This window comes from Halorubrum luteum, assembly GCF_054652935.1.
The window spans coordinates 1912017-1926160 of record NZ_BAAIGT010000002.1 but is presented as its reverse complement, the minus strand read 5'-3'; the positions used below and the strand labels follow the sequence as shown (position 1 = coordinate 1926160).

Here is a 14144-nt window from a genome sequence, read left to right as displayed (position 1 = left end):
TCCGAGCCGTCGATTCGCTCGGCCGGTCTCGCGGGCGAGTCCTTTTATTGACCCTCGCCGAACGCATCCCATGAGCCGAATCGACGAGCTGGTCGCGTATCCGATAAAGTCGCTCGACGGCGTCGCCGTCGACCGTGCCGAGCTCGGGGCGAGCGGTGCGCTTCGTGGGGATCGGACGTACGCGTTCGTCGAGGCCGGCGTCGATCCACACGAGGCATCGGTCGGCGGAGGTGGGGGATACGTCAACGGCAAGAGCGAACCGGCGATCCACGGACTCCGGGCGAGCTACGAGCTCGCCGGCGCTGCAGACGCGACGCCGACGGCCGTCACGCTCTCCCGACCGGAGCGTGCGGGGGACGTCGCCGTCGACGCGGCCGAGCGGACGTTCGCCCTGCCGGACGACCGCGAGGCGATCGAGGCGTGGGTCGGCGAGTATCTTGGCTACGACGTCGATCTGGTTCGAGAGCCGGACGGTGGTTTTCCCGACGATCGCGAGGCCCCGGGTCCGACCGTCGTCTCGCAGGCGACGCTCGAGACGTTCGCCTCCTGGTTCGACGGCGTTGCTGACGCGACGGAGGCCCGGCGACGGCTCCGACCGAACGTCGTCTTCGGGGACTGTCCGGCGTTCTGGGAGGACCGCCTCGTCGCCGACCGCGACTCGCGGGTGCGTTTTTCAGTCGGGGGGACGACAGTTCTCGGCGTCAACCCGTGTCAACGATGCGTCGTCCCGTCGCGGGATCCGGAAACTGGCGCGGAGCTGTCCGGGTTTCGCGAGACGTTCATCGAGAAGCGGCAGGAGACGATGCCTGCGTGGTCCGGCGGCGACCGGTTCGACCACGCGTTCCGCGTGATGGTGAACACGGTCGTTCCGAAGCCGTCGTGGGGGAACGTCGTCTCCGTCGACGACCCCGTCAGGATCGAGGAGACCGTCGCCGTCGACGAGGCGACTGACGGCGGCGAGGCGGCTGACGGCGACGATCCCAGCTAAGCCGCTCACCGCACGGAGTGACACACGCTTGAGTCGACCGTTGGCGTCGACCCGCCGGACGATCCGGTTCGACTATCCGAACTTCCCGGTGATGTAATCCTCAACGCGCTGGTTGTCCGGATTCTCGAATATCCGGTTCGTGTCACCGAACTCGACGAGCTGTCCGCCGGTGAGAAACACGGCGGTCTTATCGGAGATGCGAGCGGCCTGCTGCATGTTGTGGGTGACGATGACGACCGTGTACTCCTCGGCGAGCTCGTCGATCAGGTCCTCTACTTTCGCGGTCGCGACGGGATCGAGCGCGGACGCCGGCTCGTCCATCAACAGCACTTCGGGATCGGGCGCGATCGCGCGGGCGATACAGAGTCGCTGTTGCTGCCCACCCGAGAGATCCAGTCCGGAGGAGTCGAGCTGGTCGCTCACCTCCTCCCACAGCGCGGCTCCACGAAGCGCTTCCTCGACCCGGGCGTCCATATCCCCGTCGTACCCCTGGATCTTCAGTCCGTAGGCGACGTTGTCGTAGATCGATTTCGGGAACGGGTTCGGCTTCTGGAACACCATCCCGATCTTTCGACGCAGTGCGACGGGGTCGACGTCGTCGTCGTACACGTTCTTGCCCCGAAACCGAAGCTCACCGCCGACCCGCGCCGCGTCGACCATGTCGTTCATTCGGTTGAGACAGCGAAGGAACGTGGATTTTCCACAGCCCGACGGTCCGATGATCGCCGTCACTTGCTGCTCGGGTAGACGGACGTTCACCGGTTTAAGCGCCTCTACGTCGCCGTAGTGGACCGTAAGATCCGCCGCCTCGATCACCGTGTCGGCGTCGGGGATCCGCTGGATCGACGGCTCGGTTTCCGCTCTCGTCCCGTCGACGGGATCGGCGGTGGTCGCGGACGTGTCGGAGTCATTGACGGACGCGTCGGAGTCATTGACGGACGCGTCGGAGTCATTGACGGACGCGCCGACATCGGTCTCTTCGGTGGTGTAACTGTCACTCATGTGGTGTGGAAGTCGTTCATGGGATTATCGCGTTTCGTACTTGTTTCGGATCAGGATGGCGGTCGCGTTCATCAACAGGAGGATCGAGAGCAGGACGACGATCCCGGCGGCGGCAACGTGCTGGAAGTCGCCCTCCGGCAGTCGAGCCCAGTCGAAGATCTGCATCGGCATCGCGGCAAACGGACCGAACAGGTCCGGCACGGGCACGCCGGCGACGTCCTCGACCGGTGCGCGAAACATCGACGTCGCCGCGCCGACCATGATCAGCGGCGCGGTCTCGCCGATGGCGCGCGACAGCGAGAGGATCGTGCCGGTCATGATACCGGGCAGCGCGGCGGGGAGCACGACGTCGCGGACGACCTCCCAGTCGGTCGCGCCAACGCCGTAGGCGGCCTGCCGCTGGGAATCAGGCACCGCGCGCAGCGCCTCCTGTGAGGAAACGATGACGATGGGTAAGATGAGCAGCGTCAGCGTCAGCGCACCGGCGAGGAGGCTCTCGCCGAGTCCGACGAACCGAACGAACACCGCCAGCCCGAGCAGCCCGTACACGATCGACGGAACGCCGGCGAGGTTGGCGATGTTCGCCTCGATAAAGCTCTTGAAGCGGCTCTCCGTCGCGTACTCTTCCAGATAAATCGCCGCGCCGACGCCGAGGAACATGGTGAACACGGCGGTGAGCGCGATCAGCAGGATCGACCCGACCAACGCGGGGTAGATCCCGGCACCACGGCCGTCTGGATAGTAGTTCTCAATGAACCGCGAGGGGGGATACGTGAGGAAATCCAGCGTCACCCACCCCCACGCCTCGTACAGGACGTCGCCGAGGAGCGCGACCAGGGCGACGATCCCGACGAGCGTCGACGCGCCACAGATCGCGACGAACACGCGACCGAGCCGCTGTTTCCGTTCGATGTTGCTGCCGACGGCGGCGAACGGGTCGGACGACTCGGCCGACTTGCCGCCGTCGGTTCGTGTGGTGTCCGAGTCACTCGTTTGGGCTCCGGAGCGTTCGGACGGTGACCCGGCATCACCGCCGATCAGCGGGATGCGGCTCATCGATACGCCTCCTGATAGCGGCTCTTGATCCACAGGCTCAACAGGTTCATCGCGAGCGTCATCACGAACAGGAGGAGGCCGACGGCGAACAGGCTCTGATACCCGATCGAGCCGACCGAGACGTCGCTGATACCGATCTGGACCATGTACGCCGTCATCGTCTGAGCCGGTTCGAGCGGGTTCAGCGTAACGTTCGGCTGCATCCCGACCGCCAGCGTGACGGCCATCGTCTCGCCGATGGCGCGGGAGATCGCGAGAATGTACGACGCCATCACGCCCGACAGCGACGCCGGTACGACGACGTCAGTCGACACCTCGAACTTCGTCGCGCCCAGCCCGTACGCGGCGTTCCGAAGGTCGTCGGGCACCGCGGACATCGCGTCCTCGGACAGCGACGACACCATCGGGATGATCATGACGCCGACGACGATCGCCCCCGCTGCCGCGTTGAACGTGCCCGTCTCCGGGAAGAACCGCTGTATGAGCGGCGTGATAAACGATAGCGCGAAGAACCCGTACACGATCGTCGGGATCCCGGCGAGGATCTCGAGCGTCGGCTTGATCACCTTCCGGACGCGCCGGTCGGCGTACTCCGAGAGATAGATCGCGGTCGCGGTGCCGACGGGAAGCGCGATGAGCGCGGAGCCGACGACGATGATCATCGTCCCCCACAACAGCGGTATCACTCCGTACGACCGGGGACGGATGATCGGCGACCACTCGGTGGTGAACAGGAACTCGGTGACGGTCACCTGCGCGCTCAGCCCGGAGCGAAGCGCCGTCCACGCCTCCGTCGGACTGCCTGCGAGGAGGCCGCCGAACACGCCCGAGAGGACGCCGAACAGCGTCTCCTCACGGAAGAACCCGAGCGCACCGTCGACGAGGACGACGATGATCCCGAGCGTGGTGAGCACCGTGATGAGCGCGCACGCGAAGAAAACGGCGCGGACGGCGAGGTTCTTCGCGACCGGGATATCAGAGCCTTCACGCGTGAGCTCGCTCGCTGCGTCGGTCGCCCCGCTCATTCGACCCTCGCTATCGCGTCGTCGAGTTTCGCTCGGCTCGCCTCGACCGTCTCGTCGGGGATCGCGTAGAAGCCGACCTTCCGTGCGGCCCACTGTGTCCACGTCAGCGTCTCACCCGGATCGACTATCGACCGATCGGCGTCGTCGTCGATCTCCTCGAAGAAGAACTTCGCGTACGCCCGGAACTCGCGGCGACGAAGCTCAGGGATGCTCAGATAGACGAACATCGGCCGGGAGAGGGGCGTGTACTCGCCGCTCTCGATGGTTTCTCTCGTCGGACGAACGCCGCCGTTGTCGTCGTCGACGGCGACGAGTTTCAGATCGTCTTCGTTCTCGTAGTAGTACCCCGCACCTCCGAACCCGATCGCGTGTCGGTTCCCGCGGACGCCGCGGACGATTACGTTCGTGTCGGCGCTGGCGGAGTAGTCGGATCGGATGTTCCCGTACTCGCCGTTTATCGCCTGTGTGAAGTAGTCGAACGTGCCGGACGCGGAGTCGCGACCGTACAGGGCGATCTCCTCGTCGCCCCACGGCTCGTCGGCCCACTCCTCGCGGAGGTCTCCCCAGGTCTCCACGTCGGATCCGGAGCGCCAGAGCCGGTTGAGCTCCGCGACCGTGAGCGTCTCACACCAGTGGTTCTCCGGATGCACCCAGACCGCGATCCCGTCGAGCGCCGCCTCCAACTCGAGGAAGTCGACGCCGTTGGACCCACACAGGGCGACCTCGTCGTCGAGTATCGCGCGACTGGCGTTCTGGACGTCGGTGTCGCCGGCACAGAACCGCTGGAATCCGGCTCCGGTTCCCGACCCGCGGACGGGGATCCGAACGCGGTTGTTTCGCCACTGGAACTCCTCGGCGACCGCCGCCCCGTGTGGAAGCAGCGTGTTGCTTCCGTCGACGACGATCCGCCCGTCGAGCTTGCGCTCTCCCTCCTCTCCACGAACGAGACAGCCAGAGAGACCGGCGACCGCGCCGCCGACGGCGGTCAGATACGCCCGCCGACCGAGCCCGGACCGGACCCCGTCGGTGGTGTCACTATCCATCGATCCAACAAAGGGATCCTGAGGACTAAATACGCTACTATAATATCTATATACTACTATATACTACTACGTTGTAGAATCAGTGTATCGATCGGGACACCGTCGAAGACTGGCTACATAGGAGCGTTTCGCGTCTTTCAGTCGATTCAACGGCCGATTTGAAAGTATATATCTTAATCAGCCTTAAGGTGATGCGGCGATCATATCGCTACATGGAGACGCGGAAGGTGCAAGTCACCGGGGGCTCGACGTACACCGTCTCGATCCCGAAATCGTGGGCGACCAATAACGACGTCGCCGCCGGCAGCGAGGTCGAGTTCTATCCGGACGGCGACTCGCTCTTTCTCACACCGAAGACGGAGACGGAGCGCACCCGCGGCCGGCTGGACGTCACTGACCTCACCGGGCAGGCGCTCACGCGCGCCGTCACGACGATGTACGTCAGCGGATTCGAGGTGATCGAGCTCGAGGGGACGCCGATCACGACCGAACAGCGGTCGACGATCCGAGAGTCGGTCCAGAGTCTCGTCGGGCTGGAGGTGTTAGAGGAAACGCACGACCGCGTCGTGATCCGCGATCTGCTCGACTCCTCGGAGCTGTCGATACACAACGCCGTCACTCGAATGCGACTGATCTCCCTGTCGATGCTCGACGACGCGATCACGGCGCTCTCGGAACTCGACCACGACCGGGCTCGAGACGTGATCGACCGCGACGACGACCTCGACCGGCTCTGGCTCGTCGTCTCCCGGATCTTCCGTGCGACGTTGCGGACGCCGAAGACGGTCGAGGAGCTCGGATTGCCCCGGGAGACGTGTTTCGACTACCACTCCAGCGCTCGCCAGCTGGAGCGGGTCGGCGACCACGCGACGAAGATCGCGCACCTCACGTTGAAGATCGAGGAGCCGCTGCCGGATCACGTGATCGACGCCATCGACGACCTCCACGACGACGCGGTCGACGTGATCGACACGGCAATGGACGCGCTGTTCGAGGCCGACAGCGATGCGGCGACTCGACAGGCGAACGACGCTCGCGCCGGCGTCAGGGAGATCGACGAGCGGGTCCGGGCGATCGACGAACTCCTCCGCGATCTCGACCCGGCACGCGCACAGCTGCTCGGGCTCGTCGTCGATTCCGTGCTCAGGTCCGCCGATTACGGCGGGAACATCGCCGAGACGGCGCTTCAGAACGCCGCTCCGACACCGTGAGCTCATGCTGTAGGCATCAGGCCGTACCGTAACACTGTAGACGTGACACGGTCTCCCCGTTCGAATCGCGTCTCAGAAAACCGTCTCCGACGCCGTTCTCACAGCTGCTCGCGCCACGTGCACCGTCGACGTCTCGAACTCGTTATCGGCCGCCGTCAGTGTACGCGAAATCGCGGAGGAGACGGTCGGCTGCGGCGTCCGCCTCCGCCGGCGTCGGCCGGTCACCCTCGACGACGTCCGCCGTGAGGTCGCCGGCCAGCGCATACACGGCGGAGCCGTCGGCCCGCTCCGCGACGCGCTCGAACGTCGGGCGGTAGCCGGCGGCGCTTCGTTGTCCTTCCTCGTCGAGGGAAGCGTCGATGGCGTACTCGAGCTGACGGACGGCTTCTTGGGGCTGCATACGAACGATGATACCCCCTCCACCCTCTTAAGTGTACTCGAATTCGGAACTGAGTTAATTCCGCCGAGTCCGCCGATCCGGGTAGCGAGCACATGCGGGGATCGACGGCTATTCCCCGCCGGACGAGTGATCCGGACCATGAGCGATCGAGACGAGCCCGCCGCCGCGGACCGCGCGACCGTCGCCGAACGCGCCGCGCGGGCCGGCGCACGGGTAGCCCACGACCGTTTCCGGACTGGCGTTGCGGTCGAGGCGAAAGGCGAAGACGACGTGGTGACCGAGGCCGACCGGGCGGCACAGCGCACCGTGATCGAGACGCTCCGTGAGACGTTTCCGGACGACGCGGTCGTCGGCGAGGAGGAGAAGGAGCGCAAGACGGTCCCGGAAGCGGGTCCCGCGTGGGTGATCGACCCGATCGATGGAACGCACAACTACGTCCGCGATCTCCGGACGTGGGCGACCGCGGTCGCCGCGGTCGTCGACGGCGAACCCGTCGCCGCGGCGACCGTCTGTCCGGCGCTTGGGGACGTGTACACCGCCGACGAGAACGGCGCGTACCGCAACGGCACCCCGATCACCGTCAACGACGTGGCGGACCCCCGGCGGGCCGCCGTCGACCCGACGATCTGGTGGGCGTTCGACGACCGCGAGGCGTACGCCCGCGCCTGCGAGGCGATCGTTACCCGATTCGGTGATATGCGCCGGTTCGGCGCGGCACAGGCCGTTCTGCCGATGGTCGCGGCGGGCGGGCTGGAGGCCACGATCACGAACCTGCAGCCGAACCCGTGGGACACCGTGGCCGGCGTGTTCATGGTCCGGCAGGCCGGTGGCCGCGTCACCGACCTCGAGGGGAACCGCTGGCGACACGACTCGACCGGGCTCGTCGCCTCGAACGGAACGCTCCACGAGGAGGTGCTCGCCGCCGCCAGATCGATCGAGCGACGTGACGGCTAGTCGGACGACTGGAGATATGACGGCTAGTCGGACGACTGGAGATATGACGGCTAGTCGGACGACTGGAGATGTGACGGCTAGTCGGACGACGAGAGCGTCGGTACGCGTCCGAGGGTTCAAACCGGATCCGGTCGTACGCCGCCGTATGTACGCGGTCGTCGGCTGCAATCGATGCTCGAACATGTGGCTGCTGCAGAACCCGCGGACGAGCGAGTCCGCGCAGTGTCCTCGCTGCTCGAAGACTCATCGAACGAGCAAGCTGAAACGCTTCTACGAGTCCGAGGACCGCGAGGCCGCACGCGAGGCGCGAGCCGCGCTGCTGGCGGAAAAACACGGGGACAGCGAGGCGTTCGCCGATGTCGACCACGTCGCCGAGCTGGAGCGTGCGGTAGAACGGGCGGGGATCGACGACCGCGAGTATCTCGAACGCTCGGGCGTCGACGCTGACGCCGCGTTCGCGGCCGGATCCGAGACGACCGGCGGCGGCTCCCGCTCGCGAAGCCGAACGGAAATCCTCCGTGATGCCGTCCGTGAGGCTGACGAGCCGGTCGAAGCGGAGATCATCGGCTACGCGACCGACCACGGCGTTCCCGAAGACGCCGCTCGCAACCTGCTCACGAAGCTGACCCGACGCGGAGAGCTCTCGGAGTCGCAGGGTCGCTACCGAGTGGTATGAACGGAGACGCAACCGACGACGTCGAAACCGGCCCGAAGGCGACGAGAGTCGTTTGTCCCTACGGAAGACATTTATGACAGCCGACGGGTCTCTCGACCATGGACACGCGAACCGCCCTCCTCTCCGCTGGAGTTGCCCTCCTCGTCGTCGGTGCGATCGCGGTCGCCGCCGTTCCCGGCGCGCTCGACGACCCGAGAGCCACCGACGACCCCGACCTGCCGACGGAGGTGAGCATCGCCGACGTTGCCGTTCAGCCGGGCGAGGTCGGGGGCGCGACGACCGAGCTCGACGTGACCGTCGGCCTGCAGCACCGGGGCGCAGTCGCGGAGAACGTCACGGTCAGGTACCGGGCGATCGACGCGGACTCCGGACTACTCGCGGACCAGACGACGGTCGACGTCGGTGACGTCGAGACGGATCTCGGAGACGTAGCCGGTGACGACCGGGCGGCGATGCGCGAGGCGATGGAGACGAGCAGCGAGCGTCCGGTCGAGGGAACGCTCGAGGTGGAGCGCTCGGGCGGCTATCGGCTCGAGACGGTCGTCTTCGTCGACGGCGAGCGACGGGTCGAACGGTCGACGCGCGTCGACGGCGTCTCCGCGCTCACGCCGTCGTACGCCGACTCGCACGTCGGGTTCACTGACGGCAACGTGTGGCCCACGCTGACGGTCTCGGTCGTCGACGCCGACGACGGGACGGCGACGCTGGAGCTGGCCGCGTCGGTGACGAATCGCGGCGACGCGGCGTCCGACGCCGTCGACCTCCGTCTGCTCCTCCGGCAGGCCGACTCGAACGTCGTCGCTGACGACGCCGAGGTGACCGTCGGCTCGGTGCGCCCCGGTCGAACCGACACGGTGACCGCGACCGTCGAGGTGCCGGACGGCTACAACTACTACGTCGACGCCGCGCTGTGGGACGACGATGTGCTCGTCGACGAGACCCAGAGCGTCGCGAACCTCGATCCGCAAGAGCGGATCGCCGCGAACGAGACGGTCGAGGACGTCGAGTTCTCGGTCGAGGAGTTCGCGGAGGAGGACGCCGCGGACGCGCCACCCCCGCGTCCGGAGGAAGAGGAGGTTGCAGACACCGGCGAGGACGCACCCGGGTTCGGCGTGGTCGTCGCGCTGTTCGCCCTCCTCGCTGCTGCGCTGTACGCACGGAGAGACGGCTAACACCACGAGCAAACCATGACACACGACGAAACGGACACCACGATACCAGACGGGACGCACGAAGAGCGTAGCGAAAACGCCGGAACTGCCGCCGGCGGGTCATCGTCCGACCGATTCGGTCGGCTGTCGGCAGCCGACGTACGGGGGCTCCTCGATCGGGTCGCGCTCGCGGCGCTGGTCCTGCTCGCGCTGATCGCCGGCTGGAACCTGTACGAGCATCTGGGCACTGCGATCCGGACGTGGATCGACCCGGCGTATCAGTCGATCGCGCTTGCGGGGCTCAATCTTGCCGTCCTGCTGATCGCGCTCGGCGGGGTGGTTCACCAACTCCGACGGATCCGGTCCGATGAGACAATGGGCCGTGTGGCGCCAAGCGACGAAACGGGAGGCGGCGGAGCCGCAAACGACGAACTGGGAGGCGGCGGAGCCACGGAGTGACCGACGGTCCGCCTCGACCGCTACTCGTCGGGGAGCCGATCCGTGTTGGCCGGGATCTGCTCGACCTGACCGGCGAGCGTTGCGGCATCGGCCGCGACGGTGGACGCCTCGACGCCGGCCTCGTTCGCGACCAGCTGGACGTGTGCCGCGAGCAGCGCGAGCGCGCGAAGCCCCTCGTTCTCGGGGTCGTCGGCGCTCCGCTGTGTGAACGTCGTGTCGACCTCGCCGTCGCGGACGACCCCGACGTGAACCGCCTCGATATCCTCGCCATCCAGGAGTTCGCGGGCGGCCGCTAACTCGGCGTCGAACGCGTCCGTCCCGTCCGGACCGGACGCTCCATCGTCAGAACTCATACGTACCTTTCGGAGCGGGAACGACAAAAACCGACGGGTCGACGCGCAGCCGGTCGTCGACGCGCAGCCGGTCGTCGACGCGCGGTCGACGTCCGATCGCGGTCGTCAGTCGGGTCGTGGACGGGCGACGAACAGCGCCTCCTCGAGCGTGAACGGATCGTACGTCGACTGATGACAGACGCAGTACGCGCCGTCCTCGGCGTCGTACCGGGCCGACTCCTCGAGCTCCTTGTATCCGGGAATACAGCAGAAGTGGGTACAGACGTTGAGGTACGCCATAAAGCCCTGATCCGTGGAGGCGGCGAGCCACTCGTTCTCCTGAGCGGCCTCCTCGATCCGCGGTGAGCGGATGACGACCGCGTTGAGGTCGGCGTCGGCATCCTCGGACCGCCACGTGCACGTCGCCGGCTTACCGACGCCGTCGTTGCCGACATTGTTACCCCACGTCTCGTAATCGTCGAAGTCGTCGGCACGAATCCGGTCGCCGGCGTCGTACGTCTCGTCCTGCCAGTCGTAGGAGCCGGGGTTCGCCCGGAACACGTTGTCCGACTCGAAGTTCGGCTCGACGTTCTCCTGTGATTCGATGCCGCAGTACTGGAACCACTCGCCGGCGTACGTGCGGCCGCCGAGCTCCTCGCGAGCGACCTCGAACTCGATGCCGCCCTCCTCGACGGTTTGGACATCGGGCCAGATCCCCTCGAGGAACCCGTCGTCGTTCACGCGGATGGGAATCTGCGGGAGGCCACGCGGTGCCGGGCCGCCGGTGTGAGCGATCGTCATCGCGACGGTCTGTCCGCCACCCACGCCGCCCGCGGTCGTCAGGGAGTTCACGGTCGCCGATCCCGCTGCGCCGACGCCCGCAAGCGCGGCACCACCGACGACACCCTTCACGAACCGCCGCCGGCCGGATTCGGCGGGATACTTGTCGGACTCAGTCATACCTCCCGTTCGGCACGGATTAGTAAAAAGGGTGACGAACCGGATACCGCCAGTGCGACCGGCGGTCCGGGGCGTTCAGGAGTTAACTCGAAGGTGAGGCAACATTCGTACCGGGCGGCGGATTTAACGGCTTTCGACAGTACGGCATATGGTATGCAGTTACACAACAGGAATGTGCGGACGGACGTACGCGAACTCGGTGCGCTCCTCGGCGACGTGCTGGCTGAACAGACGTCGACGGAGGCGTTCGAGACGGTCGAAACGCTCCGTAACTCCGCCATCAATTACCGACGAGGCGAGATGGACGACCGGTCGGAGCTCCGCCGTTCCGTCGGGGAGCTCTCGACGACGAGAGAGGAGATCGTCGCTCGCGCGTTCACGACGTACTTCGAGCTCATCAACCTCGCAGAGGAGCGCGAGCGCGTCCGCGCCGTTCGAAGCGCCGACGCCGACGGCTCCCTCCACGACTCCTTCGAGAACACGCTCGCGAGTCTGTCGGACGCGGGCGTCGAGGCGGACGAGCTCCGAGAGATTCTCGACGACGTGCTCATCGAGCCCACGTTCACCGCCCATCCCACCGAGGCCCGACGGGCGACCGTGAAAGCGAAGCTCCGATCGATCGCGACTCACCTCGAAGAGCTCGACGAGCGCAACCTCACCGACAGAGAGCGGGACGCGATCTGGCGTGACGTCTCCGCCGAAGTGACAAGTCTCTGGGGGACACGACAGGTGCGGCAGCGACGCCCGGAACCCGAGGACGAGGCGCGAAATATCGGCTGGTATCTCGAGAACATCCTCTTTGATGTCGTCGGCGACGCATACGAGGAGTTCGAGGAGACGATCTCCGCGGAGTACGACGATATCGACTGCCCGAAGCTGTTCGAGTTTCGCTCGTGGGCGGGCTCCGACCGCGACGGCAACCCGTTCGTCACGCCCGACGTGACCGACGAGACGCTGGAGCGACAGCGCGCCGTCGCCATCGAAAAGTACCGCGACCGGTGTAAGCGGCTCTCGGCCGTTTTGAGCCACGATGGCGAGCGGTACGCCGTCGGCGACGAGCTCGAGCGCTCGCTTGCGGCCGACGCTGACCGCTTCCCGACGGTCGTCGAGGAGGCACGGGAGCGGTATCCGGACGAGCCGTACCGCCAGAAGCTCCGTCTGATGCGCGAGCGACTCGACCGCGTCGACGACGTCAGGCCCGGCGGCTACCCCGACGGCGAGGCGTTCCTCGAGGATCTGGACGTCATCGCGTCGTCGCTGTCGAGCGACCGGAACGACGGGGTCCGGGAGTCGTTCATCGAGCCGCTTCGTCGACAGGTCGACACGTTCGGGTTCATGCTCGCCTCTCTCGATCTCAGGGATCATCGCGAGAACCACACGGAGGCCGTCGCGGAGCTCGTCGCGACCGAGGGCGTCGACTACCGCGAGAAAGACGAGTCCGAACGAGCTTCGTTCCTCACCGAGGCGATCCTGCAGGAGGATCCGATCGTCGACGTCGACGAGCCGGGCGACGTCTCCGAGACCGCCGATCGGGTTCTCGAGCGATTCTCCGAACTCGCGGAGTGGCAACACGAGTACGGGACGCAGGCGATAGACACCTACTGCATCTCGATGACCGAGGAGCCGAGCCACGTCCTCGAGGTGTTGTTCCTGGCCGACCAGGTCGACGTCGTCTCCCTGCCGGATCACTGCGGGATCGACGTCGTTCCCCTGCTGGAAACGGAGTCGGCACTCAACGGTGCCGAGCGTATCCTCGGAACCCTGTTCGAAAACGAGGCGTACGGAGCCGCGCTTGCAGCCCGCAGCGAGGTGCAGGAAGTGATGCTCGGCTACTCGGACTCCAACAAGGAGAACGGCTTTCTCGCCGCGAACTGGGACCTGTATAAAAATCAGCGACGGCTCGCGAGCTTCTGCCGCGAGGAGGACGTCACGCTCCGTCTGTTCCACGGTCGCGGGGGATCGATCTCGCGCGGCGGCGGCCCGATGAACGAGGCGCTTCTGGCGCTCCCGAACGAGACTGTCACCGGACAGGTGAAGTTCACGGAGCAGGGCGAGGCGATCGCCGAGAAGTACGCCAACCCCCGGATCGCCGAGCGGGAGCTCGAACAGATGTTGGACGCTCAGATCCGCGCCCGACACGAGGCGATCGAGCATCCCACCGAGGAGGTTCCGGACGAGTGGGTCGAGGCGATGGAGACGATGAGTGCAGCCGCCAGGGACGCCTACCGGGGACTGTTGAACGAGGAGGGGTTCGTCTCCTACTTCGAGCAGGCGACCCCGATCACCGTCGTCGAGGATCTCAACCTCGGCTCGCGTCCAGCATCCCGGTCAGGCGAACGGAGCGTCGAGGACCTCCGCGCCATCCCGTGGGTGTTCTCGTGGACTCAGACCCGACTCATCCTTCCCGGCTGGTACGCCGTGGCATCCGGGATCGACGCGTATCTCTCCGAGGTCGGCGAGAAACAGGGTATCGCGACGCTCCGTGAGATGTTCGAGGAGTGGCCGTTTTTCAGGACGACGCTCGATAACGCGTCGCTGGCGCTCGCACGAACGGAGCCCGAGATCGCGAGCGAGTACGCCGACCTCGCGGCTGACGAGCTTCGAGAACGGTTCTATCCACGACTCGTCGATGAGTACGACCGTGCCTGCGATCTCGTGCTGGACATCAGCGGACGCGACACGCTCCTCCGTCGCGAGTGGCTTTCCGAGAGTCTCGACCGGCGAAACCCGTACGTCGATCCGCTTAACATGCTTCAGGCTGACCTGCTCGGCCGCACACACAGAACTGACCAGGAGGAACGAACGCTCCGGCTCACGGTCAACGGGATCGCTGCCGGAATGAAAAACACCGGGTAGCGGCGTCTGGGCGTTTGGCACCGTTCACGAC

General features: G+C 66.2%; 14 protein-coding genes. 7 read left to right on the top strand and 7 right to left on the bottom strand.

Annotated elements, in window-relative coordinates:
- The first annotated feature begins 70 nt into the window (after positions 1 to 70).
- Positions 71 to 988 carry an MOSC domain-containing protein gene (locus tag ACYQ0R_RS09505; protein ID WP_459822866.1) on the top strand — a complete coding sequence of 306 codons (918 nt, stop codon included), beginning with the start codon at positions 71 to 73 and terminating at the stop codon, positions 986 to 988.
- A 72-nt stretch (positions 989 to 1060) separates the two neighbouring features.
- On the opposite strand, the gene pstB is transcribed toward ACYQ0R_RS09505, so the two are convergent.
- From pstB to ACYQ0R_RS09485, 4 genes are read right to left on the bottom strand one after another with little or no spacing between them, the layout of a single operon-like run.
- A complete protein-coding gene (gene pstB, locus ACYQ0R_RS09500) occupies positions 1061 to 1990 on the bottom strand; it encodes a phosphate ABC transporter ATP-binding protein PstB (protein WP_459822863.1) in 930 nt (309 codons plus the stop codon).
- A 24-nt stretch (positions 1991 to 2014) separates the two neighbouring features.
- On the bottom strand, positions 2015 to 3046 hold the full coding sequence (pstA, locus tag ACYQ0R_RS09495) for a phosphate ABC transporter permease PstA (RefSeq protein ID WP_459822860.1): 1032 nt from the start codon (positions 3044 to 3046) through the stop codon (positions 2015 to 2017).
- On the bottom strand, positions 3043 to 4071 hold the full coding sequence (pstC, locus tag ACYQ0R_RS09490) for a phosphate ABC transporter permease subunit PstC (protein ID WP_459822857.1): 1029 nt from the start codon (positions 4069 to 4071) through the stop codon (positions 3043 to 3045). The genes pstA and pstC overlap by 4 nt, the downstream gene beginning before the upstream one ends.
- On the bottom strand, positions 4068 to 5114 hold the full coding sequence (locus ACYQ0R_RS09485; RefSeq protein ID WP_459822854.1) for a PstS family phosphate ABC transporter substrate-binding protein: 1047 nt from the start codon (positions 5112 to 5114) through the stop codon (positions 4068 to 4070). The genes pstC and ACYQ0R_RS09485 overlap by 4 nt, the downstream gene beginning before the upstream one ends.
- A gap of 212 nt (positions 5115 to 5326) precedes the next feature.
- Here ACYQ0R_RS09485 and ACYQ0R_RS09480 point away from each other — a divergent pair, with 212 nt between their 5' ends.
- Complete coding sequence (locus ACYQ0R_RS09480; RefSeq protein ID WP_459822851.1) at positions 5327 to 6325, top strand: PhoU domain-containing protein; 999 nt, start codon at positions 5327 to 5329, stop codon at positions 6323 to 6325.
- Between the two features lie 142 nt (positions 6326 to 6467).
- Here the strand turns inward: ACYQ0R_RS09480 and ACYQ0R_RS09475 are convergent, their stop codons facing one another.
- Positions 6468 to 6725 (bottom strand): hypothetical protein, encoded by a 258-nt coding sequence (locus tag ACYQ0R_RS09475; protein ID WP_459822848.1) that lies wholly within the window; start codon positions 6723 to 6725, stop codon positions 6468 to 6470.
- A 138-nt stretch (positions 6726 to 6863) separates the two neighbouring features.
- On the opposite strand from ACYQ0R_RS09475, the gene ACYQ0R_RS09470 reads away from it, so the two are divergent.
- The 4 genes from ACYQ0R_RS09470 to ACYQ0R_RS09455 all read left to right on the top strand — a co-directional run bounded on the left by ACYQ0R_RS09470 (position 6864) and on the right by ACYQ0R_RS09455 (position 9965).
- A complete protein-coding gene (locus ACYQ0R_RS09470) occupies positions 6864 to 7679 on the top strand; it encodes an inositol monophosphatase family protein (protein ID WP_459822845.1) in 816 nt (271 codons plus the stop codon).
- 145 nt (positions 7680 to 7824) lie between these two features.
- A complete protein-coding gene (locus ACYQ0R_RS09465) occupies positions 7825 to 8355 on the top strand; it encodes a DUF5817 domain-containing protein (protein ID WP_459822842.1) in 531 nt (176 codons plus the stop codon).
- A 98-nt stretch (positions 8356 to 8453) separates the two neighbouring features.
- The gene (locus ACYQ0R_RS09460; RefSeq protein WP_459822839.1) at positions 8454 to 9527 is read left to right on the top strand and encodes a DUF7490 domain-containing protein; all 1074 of its coding nucleotides are present in this window, start codon (positions 8454 to 8456) and stop codon (positions 9525 to 9527) included.
- Between the two features lie 15 nt (positions 9528 to 9542).
- Positions 9543 to 9965 (top strand): DUF8060 family membrane protein, encoded by a 423-nt coding sequence (locus tag ACYQ0R_RS09455; protein WP_459822838.1) that lies wholly within the window; start codon positions 9543 to 9545, stop codon positions 9963 to 9965.
- A 20-nt stretch (positions 9966 to 9985) separates the two neighbouring features.
- On the opposite strand, the gene ACYQ0R_RS09450 is transcribed toward ACYQ0R_RS09455, so the two are convergent.
- Positions 9986 to 10318, bottom strand: coding sequence for a DUF8113 family protein (locus ACYQ0R_RS09450; protein WP_459822835.1), 333 nt, complete (start codon positions 10316 to 10318; stop codon positions 9986 to 9988).
- A gap of 105 nt (positions 10319 to 10423) precedes the next feature.
- A complete protein-coding gene (locus ACYQ0R_RS09445) occupies positions 10424 to 11257 on the bottom strand; it encodes a ubiquinol-cytochrome c reductase iron-sulfur subunit (protein ID WP_459822833.1) in 834 nt (277 codons plus the stop codon).
- A gap of 153 nt (positions 11258 to 11410) precedes the next feature.
- On the opposite strand from ACYQ0R_RS09445, the gene ppc reads away from it, so the two are divergent.
- Positions 11411 to 14113 (top strand): phosphoenolpyruvate carboxylase, encoded by a 2703-nt coding sequence (gene ppc, locus ACYQ0R_RS09440; protein WP_459822831.1) that lies wholly within the window; start codon positions 11411 to 11413, stop codon positions 14111 to 14113.
- Positions 14114 to 14144 lie beyond the last annotated feature (31 nt).

Bases quoted from the DNA above. Each gene is read 5' to 3' on its own strand.
- ACYQ0R_RS09505 (WP_459822866.1), top strand. From the start codon at position 71: ATGAGCCGAATCGACGAGCTGGTCGCGTATCCGATAAAGTCGCTCGAC.
- pstB (WP_459822863.1), bottom strand. From the start codon at position 1,990: ATGAGTGACAGTTACACCACCGAAGAGACCGATGTCGGCGCGTCCGTC.
- pstA (WP_459822860.1), bottom strand. From the start codon at position 3,046: ATGAGCCGCATCCCGCTGATCGGCGGTGATGCCGGGTCACCGTCCGAA.
- pstC (WP_459822857.1), bottom strand. From the start codon at position 4,071: ATGAGCGGGGCGACCGACGCAGCGAGCGAGCTCACGCGTGAAGGCTCT.
- ACYQ0R_RS09485 (WP_459822854.1), bottom strand. From the start codon at position 5,114: ATGGATAGTGACACCACCGACGGGGTCCGGTCCGGGCTCGGTCGGCGG.
- ACYQ0R_RS09480 (WP_459822851.1), top strand. From the start codon at position 5,327: ATGGAGACGCGGAAGGTGCAAGTCACCGGGGGCTCGACGTACACCGTC.
- ACYQ0R_RS09475 (WP_459822848.1), bottom strand. From the start codon at position 6,725: ATGCAGCCCCAAGAAGCCGTCCGTCAGCTCGAGTACGCCATCGACGCT.
- ACYQ0R_RS09470 (WP_459822845.1), top strand. From the start codon at position 6,864: ATGAGCGATCGAGACGAGCCCGCCGCCGCGGACCGCGCGACCGTCGCC.
- ACYQ0R_RS09465 (WP_459822842.1), top strand. From the start codon at position 7,825: ATGTACGCGGTCGTCGGCTGCAATCGATGCTCGAACATGTGGCTGCTG.
- ACYQ0R_RS09460 (WP_459822839.1), top strand. From the start codon at position 8,454: ATGGACACGCGAACCGCCCTCCTCTCCGCTGGAGTTGCCCTCCTCGTC.
- ACYQ0R_RS09455 (WP_459822838.1), top strand. From the start codon at position 9,543: ATGACACACGACGAAACGGACACCACGATACCAGACGGGACGCACGAA.
- ACYQ0R_RS09450 (WP_459822835.1), bottom strand. From the start codon at position 10,318: ATGAGTTCTGACGATGGAGCGTCCGGTCCGGACGGGACGGACGCGTTC.
- ACYQ0R_RS09445 (WP_459822833.1), bottom strand. From the start codon at position 11,257: ATGACTGAGTCCGACAAGTATCCCGCCGAATCCGGCCGGCGGCGGTTC.
- ppc (WP_459822831.1), top strand. From the start codon at position 11,411: ATGCAGTTACACAACAGGAATGTGCGGACGGACGTACGCGAACTCGGT.